Origin of the sequence: Labilibaculum sp. DW002 (assembly GCF_029029525.1) — a bacterium.
GTDB lineage: Bacteria > Bacteroidota > Bacteroidia > Bacteroidales > Marinifilaceae > Paralabilibaculum > Paralabilibaculum antarcticum.
The window spans coordinates 1,160,919-1,177,382 of sequence record NZ_JAKJSC010000001.1 but is presented as its reverse complement, the minus strand read 5'-3'; the positions used below and the strand labels follow the sequence as shown (position 1 = coordinate 1,177,382).

General features: G+C 35.8%; 15 protein-coding genes. 3 read left to right on the top strand and 12 right to left on the bottom strand.

The features are described 5' to 3' along the window. Positions 1-15 precede the first annotated feature (15 nt). From L3049_RS04560 to L3049_RS04505, 12 genes are all read right to left on the bottom strand, one after another. Positions 16-1,521 carry a PLP-dependent transferase gene (locus tag L3049_RS04560; RefSeq protein WP_275108611.1) on the bottom strand — a complete coding sequence of 502 codons (1,506 nt, stop codon included), beginning with the start codon at positions 1,519-1,521 and terminating at the stop codon, positions 16-18. A 30-nt stretch (positions 1,522-1,551) separates the two neighbouring features. Then, a complete protein-coding gene (locus tag L3049_RS04555; RefSeq protein ID WP_275108610.1) occupies positions 1,552-2,697 on the bottom strand; it encodes a trans-sulfuration enzyme family protein in 1,146 nt (381 codons plus the stop codon). 200 nt (positions 2,698-2,897) lie between these two features. Beyond that, a complete protein-coding gene (locus L3049_RS04550) occupies positions 2,898-3,776 on the bottom strand; it encodes an aldose 1-epimerase family protein (RefSeq protein WP_275108609.1) in 879 nt (292 codons plus the stop codon). Positions 3,777-3,836: 60 nt separating this feature from the next. Continuing rightward, on the bottom strand, positions 3,837-4,586 hold the full coding sequence (locus L3049_RS04545) for a tetratricopeptide repeat protein (protein ID WP_275108608.1): 750 nt from the start codon (positions 4,584-4,586) through the stop codon (positions 3,837-3,839). Positions 4,587-4,637: 51 nt separating this feature from the next. Then, positions 4,638-6,449 (bottom strand): BatD family protein, encoded by a 1,812-nt coding sequence (locus tag L3049_RS04540; protein ID WP_275108607.1) that lies wholly within the window; start codon positions 6,447-6,449, stop codon positions 4,638-4,640. Between the two features lie 110 nt (positions 6,450-6,559). Continuing rightward, a complete protein-coding gene (locus L3049_RS04535) occupies positions 6,560-7,330 on the bottom strand; it encodes a tetratricopeptide repeat protein (protein WP_275108606.1) in 771 nt (256 codons plus the stop codon). An 18-nt stretch (positions 7,331-7,348) separates the two neighbouring features. After that, entirely contained in the window at positions 7,349-8,386 is a 1,038-nt protein-coding gene (locus tag L3049_RS04530; RefSeq protein ID WP_275108605.1) for a vWA domain-containing protein, read from the bottom strand. A 34-nt stretch (positions 8,387-8,420) separates the two neighbouring features. Next, positions 8,421-9,413, bottom strand: coding sequence for a vWA domain-containing protein (locus L3049_RS04525; RefSeq protein WP_275108604.1), 993 nt, complete (start codon positions 9,411-9,413; stop codon positions 8,421-8,423). Between the two features lie 21 nt (positions 9,414-9,434). Then, the gene (locus L3049_RS04520; RefSeq protein WP_275108603.1) at positions 9,435-10,466 is read right to left on the bottom strand and encodes a hypothetical protein; all 1,032 of its coding nucleotides are present in this window, start codon (positions 10,464-10,466) and stop codon (positions 9,435-9,437) included. A gap of 19 nt (positions 10,467-10,485) precedes the next feature. Next, entirely contained in the window at positions 10,486-10,725 is a 240-nt protein-coding gene (locus L3049_RS04515; RefSeq protein ID WP_275108602.1) for a hypothetical protein, read from the bottom strand. Then, complete coding sequence (locus tag L3049_RS04510; RefSeq protein ID WP_275108601.1) at positions 10,691-11,359, bottom strand: DUF58 domain-containing protein; 669 nt, start codon at positions 11,357-11,359, stop codon at positions 10,691-10,693. The genes L3049_RS04515 and L3049_RS04510 overlap by 35 nt, the downstream gene beginning before the upstream one ends. Before the next feature lie 51 nt (positions 11,360-11,410). Beyond that, positions 11,411-12,406 carry an AAA family ATPase gene (locus tag L3049_RS04505; protein WP_275108600.1) on the bottom strand — a complete coding sequence of 332 codons (996 nt, stop codon included), beginning with the start codon at positions 12,404-12,406 and terminating at the stop codon, positions 11,411-11,413. Between the two features lie 632 nt (positions 12,407-13,038). Between L3049_RS04505 and truA the strand changes: the two genes are divergently transcribed. From truA to L3049_RS04490, 3 genes are all read left to right on the top strand, one after another. Further along, the gene (gene truA / locus L3049_RS04500) at positions 13,039-13,797 is read left to right on the top strand and encodes a tRNA pseudouridine(38-40) synthase TruA (protein ID WP_275108599.1); all 759 of its coding nucleotides are present in this window, start codon (positions 13,039-13,041) and stop codon (positions 13,795-13,797) included. Positions 13,798-13,845: 48 nt separating this feature from the next. Beyond that, the gene (locus tag L3049_RS04495; RefSeq protein WP_275108598.1) at positions 13,846-14,322 is read left to right on the top strand and encodes an RNase H family protein; all 477 of its coding nucleotides are present in this window, start codon (positions 13,846-13,848) and stop codon (positions 14,320-14,322) included. 747 nt (positions 14,323-15,069) lie between these two features. Continuing rightward, positions 15,070-16,461 carry an OmpA family protein gene (locus tag L3049_RS04490; RefSeq protein ID WP_275108597.1) on the top strand — a complete coding sequence of 464 codons (1,392 nt, stop codon included), beginning with the start codon at positions 15,070-15,072 and terminating at the stop codon, positions 16,459-16,461. The last annotated feature ends 3 nt before the right edge of the window (positions 16,462-16,464 follow it).

Here is a 16,464-nt window from a genome sequence, read left to right as displayed (position 1 = left end):
TAATTCGGAGCTTTTTTATATCGCTTTAAGTGCCTTTTCAAAGACAGTTATTAATTCTTCAATAGGTTCAGTTCCTACTGAGATCCTTACCAGTTCCCAGTTAATATTTTTTTCTTTTAGCAACCTTCTTCCATCTGAACAATTAATTTCTTCGTAATGAGCCAAATAAAAGTAAGGCATTACTAAGGTGAATTCCGTTCCCAAACTTGGTCCTTTAGGTAAATCCAAAGTATCATAGAATTTTTGAATTGGATGATCAAATTCAATTGAAATTAAGCCAGAATAACTGCTCTTCTCTTTTTCTAATTTTGAATAGTTCTGCTTATTGTATTCATTGTGAGACCAGTTCACTTTATTTATTGCCGGATGTGATTCAAAGAATTGAGCCAGTTGAAAAGCATTGTTTCGAATTGCACGAACTCTTTGTTCAAAATTTCCGATTTGAATCGCAAGCCTTTGTAGGTCTTTAGTGTATAGCTTATCTTGATAGCTTGTAAGGTTTATTTCGTTGTTTTGAACCCATTTTGAATTAGGATTTGAAACAACGGTGCCTGCCATTACATCGGCCATTCCAGATGCAAATTTGGTAAGGCTTTCAACAGCAAAATCACAATAGGGAAGGTAGTTAAGATTTACACAGCTACCAATTGTTCCATCAACTACCAAAGGAATGTTTTGTGCCTTAAGAATTGAATGGATTAATGGCAGATCTGGCGTGTGAAGAGATGGATTTGTTGGTGTTTCGGTAAATACGGCCGCAATTTTCCCTTTGTATTCTTTCACTACTTTTTCCAATTCGCTCTCCTTATATACCGAGATAATTTCATAATATCCTTTACTATATTTCCTTAGGATATCGATCGTATCGGTGTACAACCAACCATACTGAACAAAAACAGATGCTTTATTACTCTCCTGACTTTTCTTGATTGCAGAAAATAAAGAATAAATGGCATTCATGCCACTGGAAAAGAGTTCGATATTCCGATGGTCAGGTAAGTCAAATTGCTTCTGAAGTTCAATTTTTATATGATTTTCAGGTGCTTCTATTAACAATTCCTCTGCTTGTATTTGCGGAATGATTTGATGCTGAAACAGAAAATTTTCTAATTGTCGTGAGAAAACTTTGTAGCCAGTGTGTTGAATAAACTCACAAAGGTTTTTAAAGTTGGAGCAATTTGAATCAGTGCTTAAAGCAAATATTCCACCCAATTCAAATTCTTCGAATTCAATAGCAAAAGTTCTTTTTACAAGTTGACAGGCATGCTTAGAAGGAAATAGAAAAACGTACTTTTCATCGCTAATTGAAAAATGAGATCTGAAAAAAGCAACAACTTTTATTTCATACGGATGACAGAAAAATCGAGGATAGCCTGTTTCCATACAAGAGCGCCAATTATTTTTGTTTTCTTCATAGGAACAAACGTCCTGAATTGTTGGAAGACTAACAGAAATAGCATGAACATTGTTCGGAGGAATGGATTTTCCACAAGCTATATTTCGATATGGATTTATTGTCATTGGTAAAAATGCGATTAAGTATTGACTATATTATTTGAGACCCTTTTCAAGATCCTCAAGCAAATCATCGATATGCTCTAAACCAATGGATAGACGAACCGTTGATGGCAGAATACCAATTGCTTTCAGATCTTCTTCGGAGAACGACGCATGACTGATTTTAGCGGGAATTTCAATACGGGAATCAGCCGTTCCGAAAGATGCTTTTTCACCAAACCAGCGAGTTGATGCCACCAATTTTTCAGCCGTCTCTACATCTTGAAGATGCACTGTTATAACCCCAGGAAAAATTTTCATTTGAGATTTTGCAAGAGTATGAGCAGAATGACTTTCCAAACCAGGATAAATAAGCTTTTTAACTTTAGAATGATTCTCTAAATATTTAGCTACTTGGGTAGCACTTTGTTCATGATGTTTTAGGCGCAAAGGAAGAGTAGGAACTCCTAGTGATATTAGAAATACATCAAATGGATTTTGTGAACGACCTTCTGCATTGGCATAATAGGCCACTTTTTCTCCATCTTCCATGGATTTAGAGACCAATGCTCCTGCAACTGTACTTCCATGCCCTGAGATGTATTTTGTGGCGCTAAACACCGAAAAATCAGCTCCTAATTCTAAAGGTTTCTGTGATGCAAATGTCGCGAGACTATTATCAACTGCAAATTTGGCTCCATTGCTTTTGGCAATTTTGGCAAGCTGTCTTAAGTCAATGATCTTCATTCCTGGATTGGTAGGAGATTCACACAATACCAAATCAAATTTATTTGTCTGCATCAACACATCAATGCTATCTAAATCATTAAAATCCGCAAAGAAAACTTCAACATTATACTTGTCTTTGTAAACTTGCAAAAGACGATAGGTACCTCCGTAGCAATCTTTTTCAACCAATATTTTACTATTGGCTTTTAATACCGTTTCAAAAAGTAAGGCAATGGCTCCAATTCCTGTGTGAGTGCAAGAACAGCTTGCTCCGTTCTCTGCTTTAGCAAAAACCATTTCCAAAGCATCTCTTGTTGGATTATCAGAACGAGTATAGTCGTATATTTTCGATCCTGACTGTTTTTTTAAATCGAATGTTGCTGTTTGGTAAATGGGTAGGTGCGAAGCTCCGTATGGATCATGAACACCACCTTCTTCAGCCAAATGGGCAAGTAGGGTTTCTAAATGCATTTGAAAAATTTTGATTAAAATTGGTTAGGCTTTTCTACTAAATTAACTTCGATTGATCTTGTGGTTATTGAAATTAATCCAAAGCCTATTACAAATTTAACTTTTCAAATGAAGAATTGTATCTGAAAAAGGATAAAAAAGACTAAATAGTCTCTTTTTTTGATGGTAGCATAAAAAAAGCCTCTTTTGAGGCTTTTAAATTATTCGTTTATTTCGATTGAGTAGTTTGCAGTAAAGGTTTCCTTTGACCCGAGAGATTTTATCTCTTCTTTGCTTGAAAACTCTCTCGTGGAATCTGAAACATCAGCAATTCCAATCCATGGTTCGATGCAGACATAAGGAGCATTTGGTTTAGCCCAAAGACCTAAATAAGGAAATTCACTAAGATTAAATTTTAAGTTGAAATTCGATTTTGTGCTTTTTAAAACAACGAAAGAAGATTTTAGATTCTTGAAGATAAGTGCATCCTTTGCAAATAAATCAGGCTTTAGATTAATTCGATTGCTATTGTTTAAAACAAGTTCACCTTGTTTTCCTATTAAGCCTTCACCATCAATCATCCAAGTATTGGCAGTTTCTTTTTGCTCAAATTCAAGATAGTAATCAGTGTAATTTTCTTCCTCTTTTAAAGGACATGCAAAAGCAGGATGTCCACCCAAACAAAACAACATTTCGTTGGAGCCTGTGTTTATAACATCATGTTTCACGATTAATTTACTTCCTTCAAGAATGTAATGAATGTAGAATTCAAAGTCGAAAGGGTAGAGTTGTTTCGTGTTTTTATTCGATTTTAAAACGAAGCAAAGCGATGTTTTTGTTTTGCTATGAAGTTTTACATCCTTATTGTTTCGGACAAAACCATGTTTGGTCATTGGATATTCTTTCCCTTCATGTAGAAATCCATTCTCTTTTAGGCAGCCAATAACAGGAAATAGGTTGGGAGCATGAGCATTCCAGATATTAGGATCTGCCTGCCACATGAATTCTTGTCCAGTACTTATTGATTTTATACTGCACAATTCGGCTCCTGTTTCTTTTACTGTAATTGCCAGTTGGTCGTTCTGTATGCTGTATTTCATATTGTGCTGTTATGGTATAAAAAAAAGCTGTTAGTAAACCTAACAGCTAAAATCTTAATTTTAAATCATTTCAATATCTTCTTTTTTAAGCCAACCTTCATTTCCATCGCTGAGTTGAATGTTACGCCAATCTCCTAAGGAATCAATAACCTTTACTTTGGTTCCTTCGTGAAGTAAAAATAATTCTGTTCCGCTTTTGTCTGGAGAACCTTTAATCGTAACACTTGGACTAAATATGATGGCATATTCACGAAGCGTAATCTCATCTGTTTTTTTAGATGCAAATGAATAGGTAAGAAGACTAATTCCGAAAGCTATAAGCGCTAAAAAGAATCCAATCTTTTTTAGGCCTGCTTTGTTGCTGTACAAGTAAAAGCTTGCAAACAAAAGAGCTAAAAAGAATAAGCCAATTGAAATATACGCCCATAAATTAGCCGAAAAACTGTTACGGATTCCTGTAAACCACCTTTTTACAAAGATCTCTGGTAGAACTTCAAATTTATCCAATACGTGTTTGCGGGCTAGGTCAAGATTGTATTGAATATCCTTGTCATCTGGAGAAAGCAGTAATGCACGTTCGTAATTAAGAATAGCAGATGAAATTTCTCCTGATTTATAAAATGAATTACCTAGATTAAAGTAAATCTCAGGCGCTTCAATATGCGTATCCAAAACAAATTGATAAGCCTGAATTGCTTTCTCGTATTCGCCTTTCTGATACATTTCATTAGCCTTAGTAATTGGGTTTACTTGAGCCCAAGCCTGAGTGCTAATGAATAGAACTAGTATAATTTGTAATGCTTTTTTCATATTCTGAATTGATTTATGTGTCTTAACCTGTAGAAGACACAATCATCTAATCTATTTAATGTTTTTTTCCAACTTCGTAATGGTATCCATCGATGTTTGATACAGTTCATCCATTTCTGAAGATCCAGCCGATGGAGAGTATCTTGCAAATTCGCAGGTATCCAAAATGCTTAAGAATTCATCCTTCAGCTCAACTTCAACACCTTTATCAAGTAGTATCTCCGAAATATTTTCTTTGTTTAGATTTTCCAAAGGCAAGCTTAATTTGTCGGAAGTATAACCCCAAATTGCTTTCAATATTTCGTCGTAGAATTGTTCTTTTTGTTTCGCTTTCAGGCTAGCCGAAGCTGCTTTTAAACGTTTCATTGCAACTCTATTAGCTCGTTTGTTTTTTTGTCCAATAGTATCGGCATTTTCTTTTATGCGTTTACGATTGAATACAAAAGCAAGAATGAACAACACAAATGGAATCAAATAGCCCAAATAGAAATTTGTTGTTCCAAAAAAGACTTCGCCTTTTAACTGTGATTCAAATTCATTGGTTTTAATAAATCGAATGTCTTTTCCAATGAATTTAACCTTCTCCTTAGAAAAGGAACTGATAACCGTTCCGCTAGCATCGCCATCACCCTTTGCAACTTTAATATTGAATTTTGGTGTAGATCTAGTTCTGAAAATTCGAGCTTTAGGATCGAAGAAAGAAAAATCGACCGATGGAATTTCATATTCGCCGCCATGACGTGGAATGATTAAATATTCGAAGGTTGTAGAGCCACTCATCCCTTTTTCTGAACTTTTTAGGTTCTGTGTCGTCTTTGGATCATAAACCTCAAAGTCGGCAGGAAAGTTAAATTCTAATGGCTTTATTAGTTTCAGGTTTCCGTTACCAGATACCTTTACGCGCATGGTAATTGCATCGTTGGCCTTAACCGAATCCTTATCGATTGTCGTCGTTAAATTAAATTTTCCTACCGCACCATCAAAACTTGCTGGCTTGCTTTTAGGGAAATCTTTTACACGAATTTTAATTGGTTTACTCTTACGAGGAACCCTAAGATCTTGGTAATTATCAAAGAAATCATCGAAGAATCCACTTCTTTTATTCGCTCTTTGCTGACGAACGATACATTCTAATTCGAAAGGATCGATTGTAATTTCTCCGGTGTGTTGAGGGAAAAGAATTAATTTTCGAATGATTCCAGTGTTGTAAATGGTTCCATTTACATTTTCTCTTTGTAGAGATATTTGTCCTGGTGTTGGTACTTCCTGACTTAAAAAGCCATCGAAAGATGGAAATTTAGAATCACCAAATCCAGCAATGGTTAATCGAGTATATACTTTTATGGTAGCAACAATATGCTCGCCCATGTAAACACTTTTTCGATCTAAATGGACTTTAACAAATAGATTTTCTTGTGTTATTTTCTGGCTAGCAGCTGCATTTTTCGATTGATTATTTCCGGATCCTTGCTGAGTCTTATTTACTTTAACAACCTCAATGGTAAGCGTATTAGAGCTAACTTTATCTCCTTTTACAGAGATGCTCGCAGGTTTAATGTTAAACTTTCCTTCTTTCTCAGCTAAAAGTACGTAAGTGTACGAATAGGAAGAGCTGGAAGTAACCTTACCATTAATAATCTGCGTGCTCATATTACTCGATGTGGATGGTCCCATAAGGACTCTGAATCCATCAAGAGCAGGTAGTTGAATGTTCTTTCCCTTAGAGTTTAATGAGTAGGTAAGACGAAATTGTTCACCGAGCTCAACCACATTAGGAGCCGAAGCGGTAAATTTAATTCCATCAGCAAATACCGATGTACTAATTAAGATAAGGGTTAATAATGAGAGAAATATTTTCTTCATCTGTAGTAAATTGTTTTTCAGATGTTATAAACTGAATTGATTTGTTTGGTTATTGTTTTGTGCAAATTTACAGATTATTCCTTCGTGATTAATCATATTGTCAAAATCAATTACCAATCCTTTTTAATTTTTTGTTTTTTCTTCTTTTGTGCTTTAGCTTTCGCTTTTTGCACTTTCTGTTGTACTTTTTTCTCGTCATTCTCAAGCGCTTTTAACAAGCGCTGTGCATCTTGTTGCGAAATCTTGTTTTTTTGTTCTTCAGGTTCTCCTTTCTTTTTATCCTGATCTTTTTTGTCCTGGTCCTTTTTATCCTGATCCTTCTTGCCCTGGTCTTTTTTATCTTGATCTTTGTTTTTCTGATCTTGCTTGTTCTTATCTTTATTTTTGTCCTTGTTATCCTTATTGTCTTGATTCTGCTGATCCTTGTTTTGCTTTTTCTTTTGCTCTTCTTTCTCTTTCATTTTTCGAGCATACTCCAAATTGTATTTGGTTTCTTTGGAATCCGGGAAGTGACGAAGCGATTGCTTGTAAGCTTCAATACTCTCGTCAATCTTTTTATTAACGAGCAATGTGTTACCAATATTGTGGTGCAGAATTCCCAGGCGTTGAGGATCGGTTTCTTTTGATGCTAGAGCTTGAAATTGCTCCAGAGCTTCATCGTATTTCTTTTGCTTGTATAAGGCATCACCTAAATTAAAGGCAGCCTCAAAAGATGCAATATCTTTATCAAGAGCTTTACGATATTCATTTTCAGAATCCTGGAAGTTCTTATTTTCAAAAAGGCCATTCCCTTTTCGGATGAATTTTCTCTCTTTTTGAGCTGCCGCATCCAAGCTAAACAGACAAAGAAAACCAATGAATAGTGCGATATATTTGTTCATAATAGTCAGAATTGTGTTCTATTTTGATGGTTTAAACAAATTAATGTCTTTTAAATGGCGGTTTTTACGCTCAAGAACTAAGAATTCTAGAAATAGTAAAAGCAATCCAATGGCAATGAAAATCTGAAATTTTTCATCGTAGGCTGCGTATACTCTTTGTTCCAATTCTGTTTTGTTCATTTTATTGATCTCGCTAAAAAGCGCATTCAATCCAGTAGTGGTATTGTTCGCAATAACTGGTTTTCCACCACCTGCAACAGCTATTTGTTCCACCATTTCCTGATCGAGCTTTGAGATAACAATGTTTCCATTTTCATCTTTTCGAAAATCTCTCGATCCTCTGCTTACTGGTATTGGAGCACCTTCAGGCAATCCCATTGCAATGGTGTGTACAATAATTCCTTTCGCCAAAGCTGCTTTTGCCGAACTTACTGCATCATCTTCATGATTTTCACCATCAGTAATAACAATAATGGCCTTACTTGCTTCGCTATCTGGTGTGAAACTTTGGCTGGCTAAATCGATAGCCGCGCCAATAGCTGTTCCCTGAATAGGTACAATATCTGTGCTAATAGATGATAAAAACAGCTTAGCAGATCCATAATCAGTTGTGATTGGCAATTGAGTATACGCTTCACCAGCAAAAACAATCAAACCAATCTTATCATTATTCAACTTGTCTACCATTTTCGAAATGGCACGCTTGGCTCGTTCCAAACGGTTTGGCTGAATATCCTGTGCCATCATCGAATTGGATACATCCAAAGCAATAACAATTTCGACACCTTTTCTCTTGATCGTTTGTAGTTTGGAGCCATACTGAGGGCCAGCCAATCCAAAAATGATAAAGCTTAATGCCAAAATAAGAATCCCGAATTTGTAAAACGGTCGAGTATTGGAAGCATAAGGCATCAGTTGAGAAATGACATTCATTTCACCAAATTCGGCTAATGCTTTCTTTTTTCTTGCATAACTGATCCAATACAAAATACCTAATACAGGTAGGACCAGAAATAAATATAGAAGATCTGGATGATCAAAACGAAATTGATTCATTGTTCAATGATTTTCTGTGTTCAATTAATATCGATTACGGTATGTTCCGTAAAATTGAATTACGTAAAGCAATTTCTAAAAGTAAAAATAGAGCGGCTAACATTGCAAAAAGAAGGTATTTCTCACTCTTTGTGCTGTATTGCTTCACTTCAATTTTACTTTTCTCCAATTTATCAATCTCTGCATAAATTGCTTTAAGCTTATTGTTATCTGTTGCTCGGAAATACTGACCACCAGTCATATCGGCAATTTGCCCCAATACTTCTTCGTCAATTTTTACCGGCATATTTCTCATGCTAATACCAAAGGCTGTTTGAATCGGGTAGGGAGCTGTTCCCATAGTTCCAATTCCAATTGTATAAACTCTAATGCCGAAGGTTTTAGCAAGTTCTGCAGCCGTAATCGGTGCAATTTCTCCTTGGTTGTTCACACCATCTGTTAAGAGGATTACTACCTTCGATTTTGATTTACTATCCTTTAGACGGTTAACAGCGTTGGCCAATCCTAATCCAATTGCCGTGCCATCCTCAATCATTCCACTCTGGATATCCTTAAAGAGGTTAATAAGAACAGCATGATCGGTAGTTAATGGACATTGCGTAAAACTTTCACCACTAAAAATTACCAAGCCAATTTTATCTTCCTGGCGACCAGTGATGAAGTTCATCGCTACCTCTTTGGCGGCTTCTAATCGATCAGGTTCAAAATCACGAGCAAGCATACTACTCGAAATATCTAGAGACATTACGATATCGATTCCTTCTGAGGTTTCATTTTTCCAACTGCTGCTGGATTGCGGTCGAGCAATAGCTGCAACTAAAAATACAATTGCCAAAACACGAAAAGCAAACAATGCATGTCGCAAATAATACTTGTACGTCTTTGGTGCTGCGCTAAAGCTCTTTAATGTAGATACCTGAATACTCGCATGTGCATTTTTGTCTTTTAATACATACCAAGTAATTAAGGGCAGTAAAAGTAAAAGCAAATAAAAATATTCTGGGTTTGCAAATTGTATAGAATTCATACTTTGTATTTTCAAAGTTTACTATTCTTTCTTCCTAGCGTCATCCACTGCTGTTTCTTCCTTAGCTTTTTCTTCTTCAGGAATTACTTCAATAATGGTTGTCTCAATAATTTTATAGGCATATTTTAAGCTCAATTCATTCTCATCTTGCAATGGAGTGAATTTCGCAAATTTGGCCAAATCGGCACGTTCTAAAACCTCTTTTAGGTTTACATGCCATTCCGATTGCTGATCGACCGATTTTACCGCTGCTAGTATTTCATCAGTAGTTGATTCGATTGTTGACAATTCAAATCGCTCATCTAAATAGAAACGAATGGTATCGGTTAGTTCAGAATGGAATTCCTTCACCTTGCCAGTTTCCCACAGCTTTTGACTCTTGATCTCATCTAATTTGCGCAAAGCAATAACGTGAGCCGGTTCTGCTGGTTTCACCTTAACAAACAAAGGTTGGTTTTTCTTACGCTTTCGCAGATATAATATCAGTAAAACGATAAGAGCTACTGCAAATAAGCCGCCAAATAACCAAGGTGCAATTTCGGCAAAGGCAATTGGTGTGTGAATTGGCATTACAATATCAAAATTGGCTTTACTAGTATCAATTTCAAAAGTTTTAACACCTAAAAGCAAAGTATCCGTTCGAATAATTTTCATCAAATTATCTTCATGAATTTTAAATTCGAAAGGGTTCATTTTGTGAACGCCATCATCAAAAGAGGTAATTAAAAAGTTCTTATTTACCTTGATTTGACCATCTTCCATCGGGATTGTATCCTGCGGATTTTGTTGGATAATTTCAACACCAGAAGGAATACTGTCTTTGAAAGCTGGAAATTCTATTTTCAAACCTTTTGGCTGTTCTACAGAAAGCAAAAGGTTAATTTGGTCGCCAATAACGATCACATTTGTATCGAGTCTGGCGCTGTAATTTATTCCTTTGTCTTCATCTTGAGCAAAAGACGAAAAGGAAGAAAAAGTAGCTCCCAACACAAACACAAAAACGAAGAGTCGTTTTGCGATCAATTGAAATGGGATGTTAATTTTATTTGTCATAGTCGTCTACTTCTAGATTTTAGTGTCCTCTTCGTTTAAATAGAGAAATTAACGATCTCACGTAGTCTTGATCGGTTCTGATATTTGCAACATCAACACCTGAACGTTTGAAAATTTCGGTGGCACGATCGTTATTTTTCTTCCACCATTTGCTATAGTTTTCTCTTACTTTTTTATTCGATGTGTCGATCCAACTGTACGCGCCAGTTTCCGCATCCTTAACTTTAATTAAGCCCAATGGAAGGTAATTCTTCTTCACGCTTATCGTAAATTTTAAGTGCAACCACATCGTGCTTTCTGTTGGCAATACTCAAACTTTTTTCAAAGTCTTTATCATCAATAAAGTCAGATATCACGAAAGTGGTACAACGCTTTTTAATGGCCTTAGTCAGGTAGCGAAGCGCACTGTTAATATCCGTTTTGCGGTGTTCGGGTTTAAAATCGATTAATTCCCGGATAATTCTAAGAATATGCGATTTTCCTTTTTTAGGCGGAATAAACTTCTCAATGGTATCTGAAAAGAAAAGCACACCAATTTTATCGTTGTTCTGAATGGCAGAGAAGGCCAAAACTGCAGCAATTTCAGTAATCTGATTTTTTTTGAGTTTCGACATGGTTCCAAACTCGCGAGAACCACTCACATCAATCATCAGCATCACGGTCATTTCACGCTCTTCTTCGAAAAGCTTGACGAAAGGGGTGTTGTAACGAGCCGTTACATTCCAGTCGATATTACGAATGTCGTCGCCGTACTGGTATTCGCGAACCTCGCTAAAGGTCATTCCTCGCCCTTTAAATGCTGAGTGGTATTCTCCGGCAAATATATTTCGAGACAAACCTTTGGTCTTAATCTCGATTTTCCGAACTTTTTTTAATAATTCACTGGTCTCCATAGTTAATTACGAATTGATAATTACGAATTAACAACTACTAATTGATAATCTCTACGGTACTTCAACAGTATTCAAAATCTCAGAAATAATATGCTCACTTGTGATGTTGTTGGCTTCAGCCTCGTAAGTTAAACCGACACGGTGACGCAATACATCGTGACAAACGGCACGAATATCCTCTGGAATAACGTAACCACGACGCTTGATAAATGCATAAGCTTTTGCTGCCGATGCCAATGAAATACTTGCACGAGGAGAACCACCAAAAGCGATCATCTCTTTGAATTTCTCTAGTCCGTAATCTGCAGGGAAACGTGTCGCAAATACAATATCAACAATATATTTTTCAATCTTTTCGTCCATATAAACATCCTTAACTACTGAACGTGCCTTAAGAATATCTTCTGGTTTAAGAATTTGACTTGCAACGGGGAATGCCTTTAAAAGGTTCTGACGCATGATTAATTGCTCTTCCTCTTTTTTAGGGTAATTGATAACCACCTTAAGCATAAAACGGTCAACTTGCGCCTCAGGTAGAGGGTAAGTACCTTCTTGCTCAATCGGGTTTTGAGTAGCCATTACAAGGAAAGGCTCTTCAAGTTTATAAGTGTTTTCGCCAATTGTAACCTGGCGCTCTTGCATCGACTCAAGCAAAGCAGCCTGAACCTTAGCTGGGGCACGGTTAATCTCATCGGCAAGAATAAAGTTGGCGAAGATTGGTCCTTTTTTTACAACAAATTCTTCTTTCTTCTGAGAATAGATCATTGTACCGATAAGATCGGCTGGTAGAAGGTCTGGTGTAAACTGTATACGACTAAAGTCAGCATCTATAGTTGTTGCAAGGGTGTTGATAGCAAGGGTTTTTGCCAATCCGGGAACCCCTTCAAGCAGGATGTGTCCATTGGAGAGTAAGCCAACCAACAGGCTCTCGACCAAATGTTTTTGTCCAACAATTACCTTATTCATTTCCATAGAAATCATATCCACGAAGGAACTTTCCTGCTGGATACGCTCGTTTAGTTCTTTGATATCAACTGTCTGCATCATAAAAAAGTATATTTTATTACTTGAAATATTTACATAAAAGACAATGGTTTTTGAGAAAAACCTCTACAAAGATAAACCTTTGAGGGTTTTATGAAAATGCTTGCCCGTTAAAAAGTGTTAATGATTTTAAGAAGCTCCAGGCTCCAAGGAAAAAGGGATAAGTTCCAAGTGAAAAGGATCAAGTTCCAAGCTTTAAGGAAAAAGTATAAAGTCCAAAGTAACAAGTTTCAGGTATAAAGTAAAAAAGATCAAGTTTCAAGTAACAAAAGATGGAGCTAGCTTATTTTAATAAACTTACTTTATAATATAGGATTCTCTCTTTTATAGGTTATTATTTTATACACAGCTTGTTGGATGAAAAAAAATATGAGATACAAGATATATTAAAAGATAATCTTAAGAATTAACACCCTTTCGCCTATCGGCACTTTCCCTTGAAAGGGAAAGATTCATAGTGAAACTACATACAAAAGTAAAAATCTTGAATTCTCCCCTTTGAAGGGGAGATGTTCGAAGAACAGAGGGGTGTTTGAGGACTAATGAGTACTAAATTGGCAATTCTCTTTTGTCCTTTAGCATTCGTGCTTACTAAAAATGCTTACTTTTGAGGAGAATTAGAAAATGATTACGATTTGAGTAAACGATATTTTATCCGATTAAGCTATAAAGGTACGAATTACCATGGATGGCAAATACAGCCAAATGCTAATACGGTGCAAGAAGAAGTGAATAAGGCATTATCGACTGTGTTAAATCAACCGATTAATGTAACGGGCTGTGGAAGAACTGATACTGGTGTTCATGCAAGTGATTTTATGGTGCATTTTAATGTGAGTGAAACGACACAGTTTGATTGTGAAAAATTAGCCTTTAAATTGAATCGCTTTCTACCTCATGATATTGCAATAAAAGAAGTCTTTTTGGTAAATGATGAAGCGCATACTCGTTTTGATGCCATTGCAAGAACCTACCACTATAAGATTACCAAGAATAAAAATCCATTTCGTACCGATTCACATTGGAACATGCAATATGTTTTGGATGTGGAAAAAATGAACGAAGCCGCTAAAATCCTTTTTGATTTTAGCGATTTCACCAGTTTTAGTAAGCTGCATACGGATGTGAAAACCAACAATTGTAAAATTTACAAAGCAGAATGGACTGAAACTGATGATGAGTTGGTATTCACCGTTAAAGCAGATCGTTTTCTACGAAATATGGTACGTGCCATTGTTGGTACCTTGGTTGAAGTGGGCAGAGGTAAGATGGATTTGGATGGTTTTCGAAAAGTAATTGAGAGCAAAAATAGGTCGAATGCTGGTTCTTCGGTTCCTGGGCATGGTTTATTTTTAGCTGAAATAGAATATCCAGAATCAATTACGAATTCTTAATTGCAAATTGTCATCCAGAGAAATCTCAGCAATCAATAAATTTACATGATGTCAGCCGAAGTCTACATATTTACAGATGGTAGTGTAAATCCTCAATCGGGAATTGGTTTTGGTGCTTCAATAATTGTAGAGGATTTAGATTTACCTACTAATGAAGCTAAAGACCTACTTGAGCTTGTGCAATTTGAAGATACTTCGTCTACTAAATTGGAAATTCAGATTTTACTCCATACACTTGCTAAACTTGAAGAAAGCTCTAAACGAGTGGTTCTCTTTACTGACTCTCAAAATATTGTTGGTTTACCCGATAGAAGAGTGAGATTCGAGAAAAATAATTACATCTCGAAGAATGGAAAGCTTATTGCCAACCATGAATTGTATAAAGAGTTTTATCGACTTACGGATTCTTTAAATTGTGAGATTGTAAAGGTTAAAGGGCATAAGCGTTCTGCTCTTAAAAGTCAAATTGATGGTCTTTTTACGCTAGTGGATCGGGCTTCGAGAAATGCATTGCGAGAATTGTAAGGAGTGTTTTCTTTTATGAACTGCAGATATTAATGTCTTTTCTGATTGTTATCTTCTTGTCTTAGAGCCAGACGGGCTCTTCATTTTTGGCTTGACCCAAAAACGAAGCAAAAAGGTCAAGGCTACATTCAAAAGATCACCCGAATTATTGCGAGACTCAAGTGCGGCCGAGTGATCTACTCCCAATGATGAAGTTTGTGGTATTTGCAAAGCAAATACTTATAACTTCTATATCGCGACCAGCTTCTCGGTCTTACTAAAGTATCGCTGCTATTCAGATAATCTTTTTCATGATGCCGAAGGGAGATAATTTGTAATTATTTTTGCAGAGTTGGGCATCGAATCCGCAGGTCGGGACCCATAGATGAAATGAGTGTTAAGAATGAAAAACGGTTTGAGTGAAACGAGTTTTTTTCATTAAGTTCATGAATTGTGATGGGTGATCGAGGAAGCGCGCCCTAGATTTTTTGCTTACTTTTTCATCAATGGTAAAAAGTAAGAGCCTTGTGGCTCAAACAAACGCTTCACTAGTTTAGATTTACTTTTCCATTCCAAATAGCTTTTTTTGTTTGTCTTTAAGTCGGATAAGCTCTTCATTAAATGAAATCGGGTTTGGGCGGATAGCCCAATTCAAAAAAAATAAATAGTTAAGCATAAACTAAATTTTTGCTTTTATTTTATCATAAAACGTACCAATTCGATATATTTATTTAAAATTTAGAAACACAAACATAATTCTATTTAATAATGAGAAAGCTCTACGTAAAACATCTCATAGTATTGATTGTTATTTTCACAAGCTTTGGATCATATGCTCAAGTTGAGAATATGGTACTTAATCCTAGTTTTGAAGTGTATGAAAAATGTCCTGAAAGCTACACTTTTATGGATAAGACACATAAGTTAATTCCTAACTGGACCTATCCAACAGCTACTACTCCCGATTATTTTAATGAGTGTGGGGCTAATGAAGTAAAAGTGCCAGATAATTTTGCAGGATACAGCAAGGCTAAATCTGGCAAAGGATATATGGGAGCTATTTTAAGCGGAAGTAATCGTGATTTCAGAGAATACTTTCAAGGTACTTTAAGCAGGGTTATGGTTCCTGGTCAAAAATATTGTGTTTCATTTTGGTACAAATTAGCATCTGGTAGTAAATTTGCTGTTGATCAATTGAGCATGCATTTTACAGAATCAAAAATAGCCAATGGTAATAAAACATTTTTAAACTTAAAGGCAGATTTAACTAATAAAGAAGGTTTGTTTTTAGACAATACAGAAGAATGGATACAGTTCTGTCAAGTATATACAGCTAAAGGAGGTGAGGCATTCTTTGTTGTGGGGAACTTTAAAAACTACGATAACACGAACTATGTAGTTACTGGTCGTGATACTAAGAATAAAAAAGGCAAGTCATATGCTTATTACTTTTTTGACGATTTTGAAATTCGTCCCCTAGTTGATTGTAATATGTGTGCATGCGTTCCGAAAGGATTAAAAACCGTGCTTATTGATTCTTCTTATACAGGAGGTCTAAATCCTGTTACAGGTCAAATTAGTAAGATAATAAATGATGGTATCATTAGCTTAGGAATATCAGGAGGAGAACCTCCTTACAATATTGATTGGAGTAACGGAACAAAAAATGTACAGAAACTTCAAAATCTAGAAGCAGGTTCATATACTTATCATGTAAGTGATCAAAATAATTGTCACACAGAAGGTACGATTGTTTTTAAAGAGCCCATACTACCTAAAGATTCTTTTACCGAGGGATTAAGAAATATTGAAGAAGGAGGTGCTCTTATTTTAAATAATATTTTCTTCGAAACGGGAAAAAGTACGCTTTTGCCAACTTCATTTGAAGAACTTGATAAAGTAGTCGAATTTTTAAAAGAAGGAACAGTAAGTTTGATTGAGATTAGTGGGCACACTGATGATGTGGGGTCTGATGAATTAAATCAAAATTTAAGTCAGCAACGAGCAGAATCTGTGGTTAACTATCTTGTTAGTAAAGGAGTCAATTCTCAAAGAATCAAAGGTGTTGGATATGGAGAGTCTAAGTTTTTAGATACCAATAAAACCGAAGTTGGACGATCGAATAATCGTCGTGTGGAATTTTTAGTACTAAAAAAATAAGCC